Source organism: Paenibacillus sp. V4I5 (genome assembly GCF_030817255.1).
Taxonomy (GTDB): Bacteria; Bacillota; Bacilli; order Paenibacillales; family NBRC-103111; genus Paenibacillus_E.
This window is the reverse complement of the sequence record NZ_JAUSZB010000002.1, coordinates 4,773,547-4,792,857: the sequence shown is the minus strand read 5'-3', so window position 1 is coordinate 4,792,857 and position 19,311 is coordinate 4,773,547. Positions and strand designations below refer to the sequence as shown.

Here is a 19,311-nt window from a genome sequence, read left to right as displayed (position 1 = left end):
AGTCCCCTTATTTGTCATTTAGCCTTCACCTAAAAGCTGCAAAAGCTCCTGTTCATCCTCAATGATCCTAATTCCAAGTTCTTGCGCTTTCGCCAGCTTGCTTCCGGCGCTTTCCCCTGCGATCACGATGTCCGTTTTCTTAGAAACGCTGCCGGTAATCTTAGCCCCTAGCGCTTCCAGCTTCTTGGCACATTCGTCACGACCCATGGTGGATAGCGTACCTGTGAGGACGACGGTTTTACCAAAGAACGGATTGTCAGGGCTAGCCAAAACAACCGCCGGTTCTTCAGCTATTGGGTTGACACCTGCAGCGAGCATACGCTCAATACTGGACACCATCACAGGGTCACGGAAGAATGAATAAATACTCTCAGCCACTATTCCACCTACATCGGGAAGCCCGATTAGCTCCTCAGGCGTAGCCGCCATAATCTTCGTTAAGCTGCGATAGTAGTCTGCCAGAACCTTTGTCGTGGTTTTACCCGAGTTAGGAATGCCTAGGGCATAAAGGAACGAAGCTAGATCGCGCGATTTGCTTTTTTCTAGGGCATCAAGCAGATTGCGGGCCTTCTTCTCACCAAAGCGATCGAGCTTGACGAGGTCCTCGAATTGTAGCGTGTACAGATCCGCAGGATCGCGGACATCCAGCTCTTGATGCAGCTGTGAAGCCGTCATTTCGCTGAAAAATTCAATATCCATCGCATCGCGCGAAGCAAAATGCGCCATACGTCCAACCAGCTGCGGACTGCATCCGAGACGGTTCAAACAGAACAGATGCGCACCACGCATCTCAAGCTCACTGCCGCAGGAAGGACAATGCGTCGGAGCTACAATCTCCTCGCCATCATTCTCCTCGGTTACTTTGCCGAGAATCTCAGGAATAACGTCATTGGAGCGACGGATGTAGACGAGGCTGCCTAAGGCGTGTTTGAGATTTTTACGCTCGATGTCACCGACATTATTGAGCGTGCAGTTCTGTACGGTTACGCCAGCGAGATCCACGGCTTCAACGCGGGCTAATGGTGTGATTTTGCCAGTACGGCCAACTTCCCAAGATACACTTTGCAGGATTGTTGTCGCTTCTTCGGCTTCGAACTTATAAGCAATCGCCCAACGGGGGAATTTCTCGGTGTAGCCGAGCACTTCTCTTGTACGCATGTCCGTAATCTTGATGACACTTCCGTCAATCAGAAAATCAAAGCCAAGGCGCTCTTCGGCAATCTGCTCCAGCTCTGCGCTTACTTCTTCAATCGTGCTGAAATACCGTGTGCGGTTGCTTACTTTAAAATGGTTGTCACGAAGAAACTGAACCATGTCGAAATGATTATCGAATTGGATCTCGTCGGAGTAACCCACATTATAGAAGAAAGCGTTCAGCTTACGCTCTGCCGTCACTTTGGGATTGAGATTGCGCAATGCTCCGGCTGCTGCGTTGCGGGCATTTTTGAGTGGATCCGTCGCAGTCTGATTGTACGCCTCAAGAACGGAGAGGAACATCATACCCTCACCTTGCACTTCAATGGTTCCCTCCGTGTACGGGATTTCCAGCGGGATGGACTTGATCGTCTTGATTTGGGCTAAAATCCCCTCACCAACCGTACCGTTTCCTCGCGTGGAGGCTTGAACAAGCTCTCCTTGCTTGTAGGTAAGGTTCAGCGTGAGCCCGTCGAACTTTAATTCCACCACATATGTCGGGTCTGGCAACGGGTTCTCTGGATTCTTGCTGTTGTAATCTGCAATTAGCTTCAGCACACGTGTGTGCCAAGTCTGCAGGTCCTCGGCATTTTGCGCCTTGTCCAAACTCCAGAGTCGAGCCAGATGCTTGTGTGGATCGAAACCCTTAAGAATGTCGCCGCCCACGCGCTGGGTTGGAGAAGAAGGCAGGGTAATCCCCGTCTCCTTCTCTAGCGCGGTCAATTTATTGTATAAAGCATCCCACTCGGCGTCGGAAATCGCCGGTTCATCGAGCGTGTAGTAGTTATGGTTGTGCTTGTTGATTTCTTGGATGAGGGTTTTCATTGCCGCGATGGCATCTGTCATTACGGGCTCTTCCTCTCTAATGGGAAATAGGGTTGGTGCGGCAAATAAGGCGCAAAGCGGCTCCTATTCTTTCGTAATAGGAGCGAACTTCGCGAGCAGGCGCTTCAAGCCAACAGGCGCCGGGAAAGCAATTTGCAGCTCGGTGTCATCACCCGAGCCTTTCACTGACACGACGGTGCCGATGCCCCACTTGCCATGCGACACTTTGTCGCTGGCTTTGTAATCCGGCACCGCGCCGCCTGCGGCAGGCTGCGGAGCCCGGAACGCAGCCGGCTTCGCCCCGGCTGCAGGGCTTGGCGCAGCCGCGCCTGTACTAGGCCGTCCGAAGGAGGACGGCGTGCCCCAGGCGGACGAGCCGGCGGAGCCGCGGCCCGCTTGTGAGGCAGTGGCGCTGCTCCCACTGCTGCCCCACGAGCTGGAGCTAGTGCGGCCAGCTCGCGAGAAGCCTCCACCGATGGAGCCGCCCATCGAGACATTCTCTAGGAGTTCCTTCGGAATCTCCTGAAGGAATCTCGATGGGGCGTTCGCCGCGGTGCGACCGAAGAGCGTGCGCATACGGGCGCACGTAAGGAAAAGCTCTTGCTCGGCGCGCGTGATGCCGACATAGGCCAAACGGCGCTCCTCTTCGAGCTCTTCGTTATCGGCGAAAGCACGGCTGTGCGGGAAGACGCCTTCTTCCATCCCGATGATGAACACAACCGGGAACTCTAGACCTTTGGCGCTGTGCATCGTCATGAGTACAACGGCGTCTTGCTCTTCCTCGCTTTTTTCTTTATCCAGCGTATCGATATCGGCGATAAGCGCCAAATCGGTCAGGAACGAAATCAGGGACTTGTCCTCGTTACGTTTCTCGAAGTCCATCGTCACGGACAGGAACTCCTCAATATTTTCGAGACGTGCCTTGGATTCAATCGTATTCTCGCGCTGCATCTCCAGACGGTACTGCGACATCTCCAGTATTTTCTCCGTCAGTTCAGTTACAGATAAGTATTCAACCATACGGTTCAGGTTATCAATCATTTCGCGGAAATCTGCTAAAGCGTGCTTAGCCTTCGTCGTGATCTCCAATGAATCGACTTCCTCCAGCATGGCATAGAGTGAAATACCTCTTCGTCCCGCCATATCGGCCACTCTGTCCATTGAGGTGTCACCAATACCCCGCTTCGGCACGTTCACGATTCGACTCAAGCTGATATCGTCGTCCGGATTGGAGATGAGGCGCAGATACGCCAAAATATCCTTGATCTCTTTCCGATCGTAGAACTTTACGCCGCCAACGATGGTATATTGGATATCGGATTTAATGAGAATTTCCTCAATCACCCGAGATTGTGCGTTCGTCCGGTACAAAATGGCGTGATGACCAAACTTTTTACCATTCGATTTATTTTTATTAATTTCACTTGTAACGAAATAACCTTCTTCGTGCTCGGAATCAGCTTGGTACAGCTTAATCCTTACGCCGCCCTCTTTATCCGTCCATAGGTTTTTGGGCTTACGGCCCGTATTATTGGCAATGACCTTATTGGCAGCCTGCAAAATATTAGAGGTGGAGCGATAATTTTGCTCCAATAGGATAGCTGTGGCATTCGGATAATCTTTTTCAAAATTAAGGATATTAGAAATGTCAGCTCCACGCCAACGGTAAATGGACTGATCACTATCTCCCACAACGCAAATGCGCTGATGTTTGGCCGCAATCATTTGACAGAGCATATACTGCGCTCGGTTCGTATCCTGATACTCATCGACATGGATATATTGAAATTTATTTTGATAAAACTCCAGAACCTCTGGAACTTCATTAAACAAATGAATGGTTGCCATAATTAAATCATCAAAATCCAGGGAGTTGTTGCTTCTAAGCTTCTTCTGATAAAGCGTATAGATTTTCGAGGTCAATCCGTCGAAGTAGTCACCGATTTTATCTTCAAATTGTTTAGGAGAGATGAGTTCATTTTTGGCTGTAGAAATGGCTGCTTGAAAGGTCTTAGGTTCGAATTTCTTGGTATCAATGTTCAGTTCTTTGCAGCACGTTTTGATGACGGATAACTGATCACCGGAATCTAGAATGGTAAAATTCGAGGTGAAGCCGATACGTGAAATATCTCTGCGCAGCATGCGCACACACATGGAGTGAAACGTGGAAACCCAAATATCATTCCCACTGCCGCCTACCAGCTTTCCAACGCGGTCCTGCATCTCACGTGCCGCTTTATTCGTAAATGTAAGGGCCAAAATGCTCCATGGCGCCGCTTTGCGCGTGCCGATCAAGTACGCAATACGATGCGTCAGCACTCGTGTCTTCCCGCTTCCCGCTCCAGCCATAATCAGAAGTGGCCCGTCGACAGCTTCAACTGCTTTGCGCTGCTCGGGATTCAACCTTTTTATCGCATCTAAAATATTGACTGTCTCGTTCATAAGTTACCTTCCTGTTCTATCAAAGTTCACGGTCTGAAGCGCCTGCTCCAGATCACTATAAATAATGTTACCGACGACGATGGTATCTGCGACCTCTGCTGCTTGCTGCGCTTTATCTAGGCTGTCAATGCCTCCGCCATAGAATAAACGGGCATTCTCCAGCACTTGTCGCGTCCGCCTTACCAGCTCCATATCACCAAACACACCGCTATATTCCAAGTAAACAATAGACATGTGAAAAAGCTTGTCCGCCATGCGAGCATACGCCGCAACATCTTTGACATCCAAGTTCGTACGAGCCGATGTTAACTTCGCCGCTGTAGCTTCGCTATTCAGAATAATATAGCCTTCGGCTATAATCTCGTCCCAATTAAGCAAAGAGCCATATTCCTTCAACGCCTCATGATGCTGCCCAACGATCCATTTCGGATCATCCGCATTCACCACAACCGGAATTAAGAATAAATCGAATCCTGGAACGATAGCCTCATGATTGGAAATCTCAAGTACACAGGGCACTTCATATTGACGAATTCGAGATAGAAGGTCAACTGTGTTATCGAAGGTTACCCCCGTAGAGCCACCTACCATGATCGCATCGGTCCCAGACTGGCAAAGCCGATCGAGCGCTTCATCTGAGATGTCCCGATCTGGGTCAAGCTTAAAAACATGCTTCCACTTACGTATATCGACGATCAATTGTTTCCCTCCGATTAGGCGGCAATACTGCCATACTATCAACAGTCTATGCTACGTATTCGGGTGTGTCAAATGACAAAAGACGGGCTAAGCGCCCGCCTTTTCAAGGAATATGTACATAATGTTATCTGATCTACGCCCAAGCTTGATTTCCGACTAAATACGCACAAATGTTCCCGATTATTTCACTTCAATATTAAGAATTTTCTCTACATTGATATCCTTATGATCATTTTGCTGAAGCTCGAGTCTGATCTCATGTTTACCTGCCGCTAGATTCGTTAGGGTTAACGGACCCGTTTTACCAATCATCGCTTTCTGCTTACCGTCTACGTACAAATGTAAATGTCCTTCACCCTGTACGGCTTTCTGATCCATATGATCCGCTATCTGGAAATTACTTGTCTGATACGTGATCGTAACGTTTCTGCCATCTACTTTATATTCGGCATCGAGGGTTGGCTTGGCGCCCGAGGCTACCGTCTTCACACTGCTTTCCGTGTTCCCTTGGGCCACTGTAGTCGCTGCCTTAGGGTCTTTCAAACCTGCTGCACCGCTACTAACAACTTCCTCTTTGGAACCGCATGCTGTTGTTAATGCTCCTAAAACAACTAAAGTAGCTGCGCCGTAAATCCACGTTTTTCTCATCAGTGTTTGCACCCTTTTCCCATAAGTTTGGACATCCTATGTTCCTTATATATGTGTGACAAGCTGGTTCCATACCATGATTATGAGAAAAGTGGGACAAAATAAATAAAACTTATTTTTGGAGTGATGGGATATTGGATAAAAAAAAGACGCCCTTTAGCTAGAAGCTAGGACGTCTTGGTCTTGAGGGAACAATGCGAATTAGAAGCTATATCTACTTCCCTCATGTTGTTGTTTACTTAGATAAGAGCTTTCTCCTGCCGTCGAGGTATGGGCACCTGTTTGACTGCGGGAAGCGTTGGTAGAACTTGCTGATTTGCTTGTAATGCCAGTACTGCCAGCATTTTCAGATGCGTTATATCCGGATGATGCGGCGTAACTCTGCGATTGACCGTAGCCGGTTTGTCCATAATTCTGATCTTGAAAATTTTGTCCTTGCTGGTTACTAATATAGGCTTGCTGTTGACTTGTTTGGTTTGGCGAAGACTGTGTATGGGTTGAATAACCTTGTCCTTGATTATTATGCACCGCATTAGGATATTGAGAGGCACTAATCATGGGTTGGATAGGTGTCTGTGTTTGATATAAAGCAGCAATCTGGTTCTGTTGTTGACTCTGCTGCGGATGTTGTTGTTGCTGGGCGATAGCCATCTGGTCTTGCTGCTGATAGCTAGCCGTGTTGGTTTGACTCAAATTTTGTTGTACAAAGGACTGCAGCTGAGCTGCGACCTGGCTTTGTTTCTGCAGCTCTTGTTGAATTTGTTGCTGAGGAGCAGCTTGAATCTCATATTGACCAAGCTTCTGGATTTCCTGAAATACAGCAGCTTGATCCTGCAGTGTCTTTTGCAGCAACGACTGGAAGGCCTGCCTGATCTGGGGATTAGCGGCCTCCAAAGCTGCAGTCGTATATTCACGAGCACTGCGTTTCAACTCGTTTAATACAAAGTTTGCAAGGTCCTCGTCTTTTAATTGTACTTGCTGCTGATGAGACTGTTGCTGCTGTTGTTGTTGATACGGGTTTTGCTGATACATGCTTCTTGCACCTCCTATTATGTACGAATTAATGGGTAATGCCTGATTGCTGCTGAAGGGTGTTGATGAGAATGCTAATGTTTTGCATACGCTCCTGAGAAAGATGAGACAAGGTTTGTTTCAGGGACTGACTTTGGCTATTCACTGCTCCTTGTACACATAGCTTCGCTATCAAATCCTCATTTTTCAGCGTATCCGCTAGATATAAAAGCTCTTTGGTGGAGATGTTTTGGTTCCCTTGATTGCTGTACATGTGAATGTTACCTCCTTTCCGTTCCTTTTTTGTAGGTTTCCCAAATTATTCCGTTTTATGTATCATTGGAAAAAAAAGTTAACGAAAAAAACTGCCCCAACACAGCATGTTTGCTGTAGAGAGCAGTTTTCCTTGTTAAGAGGCAGGCTGAGCCGGTTTCCCGGCATAGGCATCCGCCAATTTCTGTATATCTGCAGCAGTAAGCAGATACGCCCACTGTCCGCCTTGCTTCGCCAACCAGACTTGATCTTGGCTTAGCTTGCCTTCATAGATCTCTGTGACCTCTTTGCCATCTACAGACAATCCAAGTTCCACTTTGAGCTCACCGCCCGCAGTTGGCTTCTGAGCCGCCGGCTGTGGAAGTTCAGCGCTGTGCAGGAAGATTAGCTCATCCAGCAGCGGATTCGCCTCCGCGCCTTTCAGCTCTTTATCACCGAGCTTCCAGCTCGCCTCAGCAGCCACCTTGTCTTTGTCTGTCTTGGTAAGCGTCCAAGTCTGACCTTTCCACGTCAGCTTCACGCTCTGCACCTTGTCGCTTTCAAATTGGACTGGGCTGGCATCGGCAAAGTCTACCGGTTCTTTGCTGAGCGCAGAGAGCGACTGATCACTCACCTGATACACAGCAGGAGATCCCTCCACTTGAACATAGGAGAAGCCTTCAATAGGAAGAGCCGTACCCACCAGCAGTCCCTTCTTCGAGCCGTCTTTTAACGTTACTTCATAAGTTCCAAGCGGCTTATCCAACCCATAGTTGGCTAGATTACTTACCTGATCTTCAACTAGTTTCGTTGATGTCACCAGACCGAGAGCATCCAACCACGAACCCACTTGATTCGTATTGATCGGCGCTGCTGCCGGGCTTTTCATCTCCCATCCGCTGCCGGTCCGGGCTAATTCGATCTGCTGTACCTCTGTTTTTACATGAATGGATTGCACTTCTTCTTGCTTGAGTGTGATGAGCGATTTCGGTTCATCTTTTTTCTCTTGAAAGAAGTCTTTGCTCGAAGCGTACCAAAAACCGCCGATACAAATAACGACTAACAGAATCGTAGGAATAAACCGTTTCATCCTCGTCTCCTCCTCCACCAAATCAAGCCGCCAATCACTAGGAACAAGAGCGGTAAGAACACGATCGTTACGAGGAAAATAGTATTCGCTTGGCTAGGCGTAATCATCGCTTGTTGGAAGGCATCCCCTTGACGCGGACGGATCGTAATCTGATCCTTCTGTTCCTGCAGCCAGCCGATACTGTTCAGAGCAAAATCCTTATTACCTTGATTCTGAATATCTTCATCCAGTACGAACGTCGATCCCCCTAGAATAACGGCTTTAGGCTTGTTATCCTTACCCGAAATCGCGTAGCCAAGGTTAAGCGGTCCTTTGACATCTGTCGTATCCTGCTTTGTTTTGGATTGTGCAAGCAAGTTAATATCCGTTTCGCCATACGCTTTGTCCGTTGTTTTCAGAAGCAAGGACTGCGTATAGTCCGGTGCACTTTCATCGGCATTCAAACTAACCGCCAGCGACAACATCGTAATCAAATTATTGCTGGACAGCTTGTCGGTAATCTCATGAGAGCCGTACTCCGGAATAATCGTCAGCGGATCGTAGAGCGAAGTTTGTTTCGCTTCAATCGCGATCGCATGTTGATCTTGGATACCGTATGTTTTCATGATGGCATCGATATTTTTCCACTTGGTCGCCATATCTTTATTAAAGCCTAATGCCATATAAATCTTGCCTTTATCTTTCAAATAAGCCTGAATCAGCTCAGCTTCTTTGTCGTTCAGATCATTTTGCGGTCCAAGCAGCAGGAGCATCTGCGCATCGTCCGGTATTTTACCCTCAACGAATAGATTAAGGTCCTTCACGACATAATTAGCGGCTTCCAAACTGCTTTTCAATATAGTCATGGCATTCAATGGATATTCCTGATGGCCCGAAAGCAGATAAACCGTGTGCTTCTCTGTCGACGTGAGGCTCTTAATGGCCTGGGTAAACTTCTCTTCCCCTGAGAACGTGTAGGAACCATCCTGTTGGCCGACAAACAATTCATAGAAATTGATATTCTGCTTTTTAGAACCCATTTCAAAAATAATCGTTCCGCCTTGATCGACACCATACTGCTTGGCCATCGAAGGCTGTTTCAGCATATCGTACTCATCATACGTAATCTTGCCGCTTTGCTTCTTATATTCGGTCACCATATCGGTGACTTGTCGCGTCACAAAATCGTTGTTGTCCCCACTATTCGTAAAGGCAACGATGTGAATATCTTGATTTAAGTTTTTGAGTGTGGCAACTGTTTGCTCGGAGAGCGTAAAGCTCTTATTTTTCGTCAAATCGACCTGAAAGCCTTTCAGCGAGTGAAGGAAGATGGTCAAAATGATGAAAATGCCGATAACGGCGATCGATAAAACAGTCGCATTAGTTCCCCGTATCCACTTATTCATCCCGCTCACCTCCAGCGCTTTCTTTCAAGGACTTGTATGCAAAGAACGAGGAACACTGCTGTTAATGTGATGTAAAAGAGGATGTCTCCGCCATGCAGGACGCCTTTTTGCAAGTTCGTCAGATGGCTCGTCAATGAGAATTGACCGACATAATCCTTCAGCTTGCCTGTCATACCGCCGCTTACCCAGTCGAGCAGCCATAACATAAGCAAAATAACAAAGCCTGAAATACCGGCAACCATCTGATTGTTGGATAAACTGGAAGCGAACAAGCCAATGGCCATCATCGCGCAGCCTAATAGGAACATACTTAGATAAGACAACCACATAACAGGCTTATCCAGCGTTCCGAAGGCAGACATTATGAGCGGGTAGATCAAGCTGATCCCCACTAGCCCCACTTGTACAATAAAAGCGGATAAATATTTACCCATCACGATCTCGCCAATACCCGCAGGTGAAGTCAGAAGCAGCTCGTCGGTGCCTTGACGGAACTCATCTGCGATGAGACGCATCGTTAAAAGCGGGATGATAAACAGATACACGAATGTGGTGTTTCCAACAACGGAACGCGCATCCACAATCGGTGGCTGGCCGTTAACGAAGTTGATGTAGAAGAAAAAGCTCGATAACAGCACATAGAAAGCGAATGCCACGTAAGCAACGGGCGAAAAGAAATACATTTGCAGCTCTTTCGAGCAAATGGCCCAGATTCTACGCATCGGTGTCTACCTCCTCCTTCGGAGTGCCTTCGGCTTCGACAGGTTCATCCGTCGTCAACTTGAGGAAGATATCCTCTAAGCTGAGGCTTTCCCGCTTCATTTCGAGGATCGGATAGCCTGCGCCTGCCAGGCGGAAGAACATCGCCTCGCGGATATCGGAGCGATCCGCAGAGGTGACTAGCAGCTTCACAGTTTCGGCTGCTGCTGGTGGTTCTGTGGTTGCTGCTTCTTTCGATGCATCGTCGGTAATGAACACATCCTGCGCAGCCGGGGCAGCGATAGTTGCAGCGTCGCTCGGCGCGTCGACTTCTTTCACTTCTGCGACCGCCTCTAGGCTGCGCAGCTCGGTCAAGATCCGCTCGCGAGGTCCCTTGACCTCGAGCGATACCTCGAATGTCTCGCCCATCGTGCGGCCGAGATGCTCAGGGCGCTCGTCGAGAACGACGCGGCCTTGGTTAATAATGAGAACGCGATTGCAAATCGCGTTAATTTCCGGGAGAATGTGCGTGCTCAGCAGCACTGTGTGGTTCTCGCCCAGCTCATGAATCAGCTGGCGAATCTCGATGATCTGCTTCGGATCGAGGCCAGACGTGGGCTCGTCCAGGATAAGCAGATCCGGTTGGTGCAGAATCGCTTGCGCGAGGCCCAAGCGCTGCTTGTAGCCCTTAGACAAGGAGCGGATGATTTGCTTCTCGCGGCCTTGCAGACCTAGCTTGTCGATCGCTTCGCCGACACGCAGCTTCTGCTCCCGTGCTGGCACATCGCGAAGATTTGCGATAAATCGTAAATAAGCTTGCACCGTCATCTCTGGATAGAGAGGTGGCGTTTCGGGTAAATAACCGATTTTGCGGCGTGCTTTCTTCGGGTTATCAGCCATGGAGTGACCATCTACCCATATTTGACCATGCGTAGGGTTTAAATAACCCGTAATCATGCGCATCGTCGTTGTTTTGCCAGCACCGTTCGGCCCTAAGAAGCCGACGATCTCACCGCGCTGCATCGAGAAATCGATGTTGTGTACGCCGCGATCATTTTCGTACAGCTTGCTGACTTGTTTGACCTCAAGCATCCAAGATCCCCCATTTCTAATCGTTCATATAACCATCATCACTATACCCGTGGAACAATAAACCAACCTTAAGCAAATCTGAAAAATAGATTAAAATATTGTGTCTAAATTGTGAACAACCGAGAAGGCTGAAATGTAAATAATAAATAGAACTCCTTAGCTGCTAGGGAGTTCTATTTATTGGCATCATGTTGAGGATTAAATGATAGCCTAAAAGCCTAACATTTTAGAGATTTTTTCAAGTAGTCGTTGCTGTGATGTCAATTGTTGAGATATGTCATCATATCGTTTGTTTAGTGATTCAGCAGTAGCAAGCATTTCACTTCGGATTTCTTGTTCCAACCTTTCACTTACCTTTTGCGTGGGATCTTGCTCCGAAACTTCCGTTACCTTTTGCTGAACGGTTTGGATTACGTTTTGCAGTTCCGTTACCTTTTGTGCTTTGAGATGAATCTCATTTCGCAGATTCTTTACATCTTCCGAAACGCCTTCAAATCGTTGGTTCAGTAACTCCGTTGTGGCAGTAAGTATTTCACCTTTGAGATCTTGCTCCGAAGCTTCCGTTACCTTTTGCTGAACGGTTTGGATCACGTTTTGCAGTTCCGTTACCTTTTGTGCTTTGAGATGAATCTCATTTTGCAGATTCTTTACATCCTCCGAAACGCCTTCATAGCGTTGGTTCAGTAACTCCGTTGTGGCAGTAAGTATTTCACCTTTGAGATCTTGCTCCGAAGCTTCCGTTACCTTTTGCTGAACGGTTTGGATCACGTTTTGCAGTTCCGTTACCTTTTGTGCTTTGAGATGAATCTCATTTCGCAGATTCTTTACATCTTCCGAAACGCCTTCAAATCGTTGGTTCAGTAACTCCGTTGTGGCAGTAAGTATTTCACCTTTGAGATCTTGCTCCGAAGCTTCAGTTACCTTTTGCTGAACGGTTTGGATCACATTCTTCAGCCCTATTACTTCTACAAATACACCCTCAATTTGTCTGTGTAGTAATTCTAGCGTAGTAGCAACTTCACTTCTAATGTCCTGTTCGAACAAATCAGTTATATGTTGGGTGAGGATTTGGATCACGTTTCGCAGTTCCGTTACTTCTTCAGTAACGTTCGAAACTTCGATAACCTTTTGCTTGAGCGTATGGATGATGTTGCTAAGTTCCGCGACTTCATTACTTAATTGAACGAACTGAGAGTTTGAGTGATCCATCATAGGTGACAAAAGCCTGCCACCTGCTGTAGACGATATTCCAACCTTTTGATTCAGGTCATCTAAATGGTCCTTTAAATTTCTTGGGAATTTATTCGCTTTTATTTTTTGCGTAAGGAGCTGTACCTTGCTACTTAATTCCATTGTTTCTTTACTTAATTGCAAGCTGGAGTTGTTCATAACTGAAGGTAAGATTGCGTTGTCTACGGAAAGAGGTAAATTGGAGTCAGGAACACTAGTAGATGTAGGAGGTAATGGCTTTTCATCATTGAGAGCGATAATTGCTTTCTGACGCATTTCCTGTAAATGTTCTTTTATAAATCTAGGCGGTTTATTGGCATCACTCAACTTGGAAATGATCTCAAAAATTTCAATGGCTTCTTCTGTGTACCTTTGGGATCCGCCAAAAGCTTTAGTTGGAAGAAATTCGCGATAATAATTTGACCATCCCCTTACAACTTCTCGCGTTTTTCCGATTCTACCAGCGATCTCGTTGAACTTATATGTCCTTTTCATTGTTATCTATCGTCATCCTTTCTTCTTATGTCCTTTAGGCTTAGGCATTAGCTCTAAACATATTATTCAGGACATCAAACAAGTGACAACAAATGAAGGAAACATTTAAGAGCCCGCCTTTCCTTTTCTTCCAGAAAACAACAAAAACCCAGTGCCTATGCGGCACTGAGTCTGTTTTTTCACACTATAGATCTTCTACTTCACCAGCTGACCGCGAGTAACACCTAATTGGTTCGTCGCTTTCAACGAACGCCATACTTGCGTACCGCTAATCTCACCATCAATCGCGCGACGGTACAAGTCGAGAATTTCGCGCACCTTGTCAGGCGTCTCTTCCAGGAACTCCACACGGAAGGAACGGATGCCTAAATCCATGAAATGACTCAAGTACTCAGCACCAGATTGATCCACCGCGTTATACACCGTATTACGGCAGCCTTCATCAACACGAACCGGATGGGACATACCGACACGGTCTTGCAAAGAAACGCTGTGATCCTCACAAGGACGACCGCAGTTTGTAAAGTCAGTGCCCTCGCTCAGGAACGTACAGTACACGCAGTGCTCCATATGGAACATCGGCATGTGCTGATGGATAACAACCTCAAGCTTCGAGGTCTCAGCGCGGCGAAGCAAATCGACCATTTGCTGAATGTTCAAATCGTACGAAGGCGTAATCTTCGATAGGCCCGCTTCTAGGAACAAGGCAGCCGTTTTGTGGTTGGCCACATTGAGCGAGAAATCCCCGATTAACTGCGGTTTCGGCGCGTCCGGATTTTCCAACCGATGCTTCAAGAAAAAGTAGGCTGCGCCCGTATTGCGGATCAATACCGCATCCGGATTAAGCTTTAATATATGGTTAAAATAGCCCGTTTCCCCAGGCATATGAATACGCGGTGTCACCAAGGCAATTTTGCGCCCGGCTGCACGAACGGCTTCCACGGCCGCAGGGAACTGCTTAATAAATTCGAAATCCGCGTAAATAAACTCGATTTCCGTGGTCTCAAGCACGGCCTTCACCTGATCCAAGTTACGGCAAAGTGCAGTAAGCTCCACAGCCTTGCGTTCCGCTAGGGAAAGGGCAGGAGTATTCGCGGCAGCATTGGCGATAGCTGACTCAGCAGCTGACTGAATCACATCGTCATACACGCCGATTTCACGCTTCATGTAAACCGGTGGTTTCTGCCGCTCGTCTTCCATCAGCTCCACAGCCATGCGGCGCATGCTGTTAAGTTCTCGCATCGGCACGATCAGCTCGCCGGTCAGCTGCACATCCAGCTGACTGAGCGCATAAATCGTACCGCCAAGGCGTCCGAACTGCTCTGTAAAGAGCTGCTCGTCCATTGGTCTTTTCTCCGCGCGAACCAGCGGAAGCTCGGATTGTACGAAGACGGTATGTCCGCCTTGGATATCCGTCCACCAGCTCTTGAGCGGCTCACCTTCTATACCGCTGACTTTCACGCTTACTGGGAAAGTCCGGTAAGGCTTGTCTGTCTCAAACGTCTGGCGCAGGCGCTTGTCCAGCTGTGGATCATTCGTCTTCCAGATGCGGTCCCCGACATGCAGACGGCCCAGCTCCACATCATTGCGTCCCATAATGATCTCGATGAGTCCGCCCTCGGCTTCACCTTCGAGCTTCTCTCCCTTGCGGCGCAAATCGTAGATGCGCCCGCCTTCTTCCTTCTTCGTCGGATCCCCGGCGTCGAAAACAAGCCCGTCGCCGCGCTTGAGCGGCGCCTCCAGCTCACAGATCACGCCATCGCGCAAAATCTGCTTGATGCGGCCCACGAAAACCCCGCGGCTCTTCGGAAACGTGCCGTCGACAAGCTGCTTATTGTTGGTTCCATTCAAGAAACCAACTGTAAATCCACGTGAGAAGCTTTGTTGAAGCTCACGAACCTCTTCTTTGGTCGGACGAGCATCCTCCCCATCGAAATAACGGTCAATCGCACGGCGATACTTGCTCACGACATTGGCCACATATTCAGGAGTCTTCAGACGTCCTTCAATTTTGAAAGAGCGTACGCCGGCTTCAATTAGCTCCGGCACGATCTCTATCGCTGCCAAATCCTTTGGCGACAGCAAATACGTGACATCGCCCATCGGCTTTTGCACGCCATCGACCATCAAATCATACGGCAAGCGGCATGCTTGTGCGCATTCTCCGCGGTTAGCTGAACGTCCACCCCACATTTCAGAAGTCAGACACTGACCGGAATAAGATACGCAAAGCGCACCATGCACGAATACTTCCATCGGAAGCTTCGCTTGATCGCCGATTTGCTTAATCTGCTTCAAGTTATTTTCGCGACCTAAAACAACGCGTTCAATATCGAACGGCTTCGTAAATTCAACCGCCTCAGGCGATGTAATCGTCATCTGTGTGGATCCGTGAATCGGGAAATCCGGAGAGATCTGACGTATCATTTTAACTAGACCAAGATCCTGTACAATGACTGCATCCACACCAGCGTCGACACATGCATCAATCAATTGCTTCGCATCATTCAGTTCTTCCTCAAATACGAGGATGTTGAAAGTAAGAAAGCCTTTTACCCCATATAAATGAAGGAACGACATAATATCCGGCAGTTCAGCCATCGTAAAGTTATGCGCACGTGCTCTAGCATTAAATTTCTCCACACCAAAAAATACGGCATCCGCCCCATTGGCAACAGCTGCTCTCAAACAATCCCAATCCCCCGCAGGGGCTAACAATTCTATATCTTCTCTGCGTATCGTACGCATGGCAGCAAATCCTTTCAATAATAGATCCTCGGATCGTCCTCAAAGTCTTCTCTTTAGTGTAACAGAAAGGGTAGGTAGGAATCTAGGGCGGGGGGTAATTACAAACTTAGCCAATATCCGACAGTCACAACCTCGTTACCAAACGTTTCCTCCTCAAACAGAAACCCTTTAGAAGTTAACAAAGTTTCCTATGAATGCTATAATGTCAAGGATAGTAACCTTTTTAGCAATTGAGGGATACCTTTGGTTTTGTCGAAAATTCGTGTTCTTAAGTTATTGATCGGACTAGGCGTCATCAGTAGCCTATTACTCATTGTCCTTCTTTTATTTTTGCCAAAAGTAGATGAAACCAAGCTCCTCTATGCAACAAGCGGGGATCTTTATGATGCGGCAGCCTATGGAAATTTTCAGCAAACCTTGCAAGCAGGCGTTCACATTGATAAACAAAACCTGCCTTCTTTATCAACGAGCCAGCTTCGTAAGTACGATGCAATTTATCTGGATCCTGCCCTTGCGCAAGATGCCGGGTGGACGGAACAAGCTTCGAAACTCGTAACATTCGTAAAGCAGGGCGGGCATTTATTAGTGGAAAATGAGTTTGCTGACCGGTTTCCGCTGGATTTTCTTGGAGCTGCCAGAATTGTTGATTTAAAAAAGGTACCACTGAACAAATTTGGCTCGCCTTTCTTATCAGGGGATTCACTGTCTCTCAGCTACCCGCAAGTGCCAGTTAATCTTCAGGGCATTCAACAAACCTTTCAATTATTTACGCAAAGCTATCTTAAGCATAATACAATGGACGATCTACCTGGTTTTAACCTCGGATTCGGTTTCGATCCCTCCACAGGTCAAACGATTGTGGCAATGAATAAACCAATGGAGTCGAAGATGCCTGTTTCACTTGTTATGCAGAACCGCGTTGGAAAAGGTACCGTGCTGATCAGCAGTAACTTTCTGCCTAACCGGTACTTCCTAACAGGCTACGACATGATGAGCGGCATGGACCCGAACCTAGGCTTCTCTCAGCTGGCTGCAAAGTACCAAGCAGCAATGAAAGGAGTTCCGGGAACAACTTATTTCAATAGAAAAACGTTACCGATTGAGCCTTACTTTAACTTTGCTTTTGCTGCAGCGAACATGCAGTATCGCAGTGAACTGCTGGCTTATGTATCGAAAGAAACACTTGGTTACAGTGTGAAAAAAATGCTTGGACCTTACGGAAGGCCCGCGATGGCCTTTCAGAATCATTTTGAGGCGATGCCGGCAATTGGGCAAAAGGATGGCATCGCTTGGGCGGAGAAGCTGAAGGAATATAACGAGATTCCATCGTTTACACTTGTCCGCAACGCCTTCTACTGGGGGCAGTGGCATGAGAGCGTGACGGTACAGCTTAACACGGGGACGAACGCGCAGCCGAAGTTCGTCGGTGAGCTGCCCGGCTCGGGATACGCGAGCGGACTGCACGTGATGGCTGCCGGCAAGCCCCTGCGGCAGGCTTTGTTTCCGCAGTATCGCGATCTGTCGAGCGCGATTGAGCTGCCTTACCGCGCGTACCCGGCAGCCGCGGATATGAACAGCGACGGCCGCACGGACCTCGTCGTCGGCAGTTCGGATGGATTCGTGTATGTGTACACGAATCAAGGTGTTGACGCGGCGGCCTACACGAGTGAGCCGCCGCCTGACGGCTTGGCGCTGCCGGACACGTTCGGCGCGCCAGTGAAGCTGTTGCTGGAGTCCGGCTTGCCGCTCCAGCTTGGCCCTTACAGTGCCGTTCACGCCGCAGACGTGAACGGGGATGACCGCACGGACCTCGTCGTTTCCGACGAGTCCGGGGCCGTGCTGCTTCTGCCGCAGCTCGCTAGCGGCAGATTCGCGAAGCCCGCGGCGCTGCTCGCGGGCGGGAAGCCGCTGCAGCTGCCCGGAGGGCCTGCAGCGCCGAGCGTCGCCGACGTCGATGGCGACGGCAAGCTCGACCTTGTCCTAGGCGGAGCCGATGGACAAGTATGGCTCTACAAAGGCCGCAGCGCAGTGGGCCTTGAGCTAGAAGCTCAGGGCAGCGCTCTGTTCCCGCTGCCAAATAAATCTACGCACGCCGCACCATCCGTGCGTGACATCAACGGCGACGGCCGACTCGATATCGTGGTCGGCAGCAGCGACGGGGACCTGCAAGTGTATCTCCAAGGCTCTGATAATGGCGCTTGGACGCCACAGGGTCCCCTACAGGGCGCAACCCTGAACCAAGTCGGCGATCACGCCTTGGTTGCAGGCCACTACTCCGTCCCGCTTTGGATAGATCTTAATCACGACGGTAAAGACGACCTGGTCGTCGGCGGTATCGAATTCGGGTCCCCCGTTTCGATCGACGACCCGCAGTTTCCTTATCAAGCGGAATTGAAGGAGTTCATCCAATACGCGCGTGACAATCATTTACAAATCGATCCGCACGTGTTTGTGCATAATTTCAAAAGTGCTGAGCAGGAGCGCACTGAGCTTTCCCTTCACAAGAAAGCATTCGATAAGCTCGGCATCCCTTGGCTGCACCTTGGAACGAACCAACACACGTGGCGCATCAATAACATAGATCACCAGCAAACACTGGAAAATGAACAGCAGCAAGGATTATGGTACAATTTCGGATTCTTATCACCCGATTCGCCCGTTATTCCACGCCCGGAAGAGATTTGGTCGCTTCCCTTCCTACTACAGGATAAACAAGGGAATACGGATCATACGATGCTGATTCATACACCGACGCCGGTGCTGCGAACAGGAGACTATGCGACGACAGATGTTTTCGAATCGATGGTTAAATTGGATATGCCGATTGATTATTTCGAACACATCGAGTACCATTTTCCCGTACCATCTTTGGTTGCCGATTTAACCAATTTTGCTGACTACTTTAATAAACTTCGTATGAAGCATGATTATAATTTTATGACCGAAACACAGATGGCGAAGTCATTCTTAACCGCTATGAAAAGCGAGGTTCGTATCAGTCAGTCATGGGCCTCATATTTATGGGACAAGCTCAAAGATCGATTAGCTGGCGGCAGTCCACACTTTCATGCCACTTTGACACCGAATACCGACAAGGTGCCAAGCTTGGCTGGTGAGTATGCTGCGACACTGGGTGTTGTCATCGAAAAGGGTGAAAAACTTGCCCTATACTCCCTACAAAGTGATTCGGATATTTACACGACAATTGATAACCGATTTTATCTAGGTTTGGCTAAGCCATCCTCCATCGGTATTGGAGCGACCAAGGAGAAGTTTCATGTCGTTCGTTCTAATATTCCTTTTGAGCTAACCCAGCAAGGAAACACTCATCAATTAATCCTGAAATCAGCAGGTCTGCAGCAAGTGAAGGTATTCAGTCCTACAGAGCTGCGTTTCGACGAATCATCCGAGGTCAAAATCGAGCATGACGCCCAAACACATATGTACACCATCACCCGATACGGTGATTTGACGACACTTTCTTTCACCTCAAAGTGAACT

Annotated in this window: 13 protein-coding genes; 1 reads left to right on the top strand and 12 read right to left on the bottom strand. The window is 48.4% G+C overall.

Annotation, left to right across the window (positions count from 1 at the left end; genetic code table 11):
* Nucleotides 1-18 precede the first annotated feature (18 nt).
* The 12 genes from ligA to QFZ78_RS23775 form a co-directional block, all read right to left on the bottom strand.
* On the bottom strand, nt 19-2,040 hold the full coding sequence (gene ligA / locus QFZ78_RS23830; RefSeq protein WP_307551247.1) for an NAD-dependent DNA ligase LigA: 2,022 nt from the start codon (nt 2,038-2,040) through the stop codon (nt 19-21).
* A gap of 63 nt (nt 2,041-2,103) precedes the next feature.
* Entirely contained in the window at nt 2,104-4,461 is a 2,358-nt protein-coding gene (gene pcrA, locus QFZ78_RS23825; RefSeq protein WP_307551245.1) for a DNA helicase PcrA, read from the bottom strand.
* 3 nt (nt 4,462-4,464) lie between these two features.
* Nucleotides 4,465-5,160: a heptaprenylglyceryl phosphate synthase gene (pcrB, locus tag QFZ78_RS23820; RefSeq protein ID WP_307551243.1), complete on the bottom strand. Its 696-nt coding sequence runs from the start codon at nt 5,158-5,160 to the stop codon at nt 4,465-4,467.
* 180 nt (nt 5,161-5,340) lie between these two features.
* Nucleotides 5,341-5,808 (bottom strand): DUF6130 family protein, encoded by a 468-nt coding sequence (locus QFZ78_RS23815; protein WP_307551242.1) that lies wholly within the window; start codon nt 5,806-5,808, stop codon nt 5,341-5,343.
* 201 nt (nt 5,809-6,009) lie between these two features.
* Complete coding sequence (locus QFZ78_RS23810; RefSeq protein ID WP_307551241.1) at nt 6,010-6,840, bottom strand: spore coat protein; 831 nt, start codon at nt 6,838-6,840, stop codon at nt 6,010-6,012.
* A 28-nt stretch (nt 6,841-6,868) separates the two neighbouring features.
* The gene (locus QFZ78_RS23805; RefSeq protein ID WP_307551239.1) at nt 6,869-7,093 is read right to left on the bottom strand and encodes a hypothetical protein; all 225 of its coding nucleotides are present in this window, start codon (nt 7,091-7,093) and stop codon (nt 6,869-6,871) included.
* A gap of 135 nt (nt 7,094-7,228) precedes the next feature.
* Nucleotides 7,229-8,161: a DUF4340 domain-containing protein gene (locus QFZ78_RS23800; protein ID WP_307551238.1), complete on the bottom strand. Its 933-nt coding sequence runs from the start codon at nt 8,159-8,161 to the stop codon at nt 7,229-7,231.
* A complete protein-coding gene (locus tag QFZ78_RS23795; RefSeq protein ID WP_307551236.1) occupies nt 8,158-9,546 on the bottom strand; it encodes a GldG family protein in 1,389 nt (462 codons plus the stop codon). The genes QFZ78_RS23800 and QFZ78_RS23795 overlap by 4 nt, the downstream gene beginning before the upstream one ends.
* 5 nt (nt 9,547-9,551) lie before the next feature.
* Nucleotides 9,552-10,268, bottom strand: coding sequence for an ABC transporter permease subunit (locus tag QFZ78_RS23790; RefSeq protein ID WP_307551234.1), 717 nt, complete (start codon nt 10,266-10,268; stop codon nt 9,552-9,554).
* Nucleotides 10,261-11,337, bottom strand: coding sequence for an ABC transporter ATP-binding protein (locus QFZ78_RS23785; protein WP_307551232.1), 1,077 nt, complete (start codon nt 11,335-11,337; stop codon nt 10,261-10,263). Before QFZ78_RS23785 ends, QFZ78_RS23790 begins: the two co-directional genes overlap by 8 nt.
* Before the next feature lie 210 nt (nt 11,338-11,547).
* Nucleotides 11,548-13,062, bottom strand: a complete 1,515-nt coding sequence (locus QFZ78_RS23780) for a coiled-coil domain-containing protein (protein WP_307551229.1) — start codon at nt 13,060-13,062, stop codon at nt 11,548-11,550.
* A 195-nt stretch (nt 13,063-13,257) separates the two neighbouring features.
* A complete protein-coding gene (locus QFZ78_RS23775; RefSeq protein WP_307551227.1) occupies nt 13,258-15,810 on the bottom strand; it encodes a U32 family peptidase in 2,553 nt (850 codons plus the stop codon).
* Between the two features lie 249 nt (nt 15,811-16,059).
* Here QFZ78_RS23775 and QFZ78_RS23770 point away from each other — a divergent pair, with 249 nt between their 5' ends.
* Nucleotides 16,060-19,308, top strand: a complete 3,249-nt coding sequence (locus QFZ78_RS23770; RefSeq protein WP_307551225.1) for an FG-GAP repeat domain-containing protein — start codon at nt 16,060-16,062, stop codon at nt 19,306-19,308.
* Nucleotides 19,309-19,311 lie beyond the last annotated feature (3 nt).

Excerpts from the sequence above, each read along its gene's own strand:
- ligA (WP_307551247.1), bottom strand. The coding sequence starts at position 2,040 with ATGACAGATGCCATCGCGGCAATGAAAACCCTCATCCAAGAAATCAAC.
- pcrA (WP_307551245.1), bottom strand. The coding sequence starts at position 4,461 with ATGAACGAGACAGTCAATATTTTAGATGCGATAAAAAGGTTGAATCCC.
- QFZ78_RS23815 (WP_307551242.1), bottom strand. The coding sequence starts at position 5,808 with ATGAGAAAAACGTGGATTTACGGCGCAGCTACTTTAGTTGTTTTAGGA.
- QFZ78_RS23810 (WP_307551241.1), bottom strand. The coding sequence starts at position 6,840 with ATGTATCAGCAAAACCCGTATCAACAACAACAGCAGCAACAGTCTCAT.
- QFZ78_RS23805 (WP_307551239.1), bottom strand. The coding sequence starts at position 7,093 with ATGTACAGCAATCAAGGGAACCAAAACATCTCCACCAAAGAGCTTTTA.
- QFZ78_RS23800 (WP_307551238.1), bottom strand. The coding sequence starts at position 8,161 with ATGAAACGGTTTATTCCTACGATTCTGTTAGTCGTTATTTGTATCGGC.
- QFZ78_RS23795 (WP_307551236.1), bottom strand. The coding sequence starts at position 9,546 with ATGAATAAGTGGATACGGGGAACTAATGCGACTGTTTTATCGATCGCC.
- QFZ78_RS23790 (WP_307551234.1), bottom strand. The coding sequence starts at position 10,268 with ATGCGTAGAATCTGGGCCATTTGCTCGAAAGAGCTGCAAATGTATTTC.
- QFZ78_RS23785 (WP_307551232.1), bottom strand. The coding sequence starts at position 11,337 with ATGCTTGAGGTCAAACAAGTCAGCAAGCTGTACGAAAATGATCGCGGC.
- QFZ78_RS23780 (WP_307551229.1), bottom strand. The coding sequence starts at position 13,062 with ATGAAAAGGACATATAAGTTCAACGAGATCGCTGGTAGAATCGGAAAA.
- QFZ78_RS23775 (WP_307551227.1), bottom strand. The coding sequence starts at position 15,810 with ATGCGTACGATACGCAGAGAAGATATAGAATTGTTAGCCCCTGCGGGG.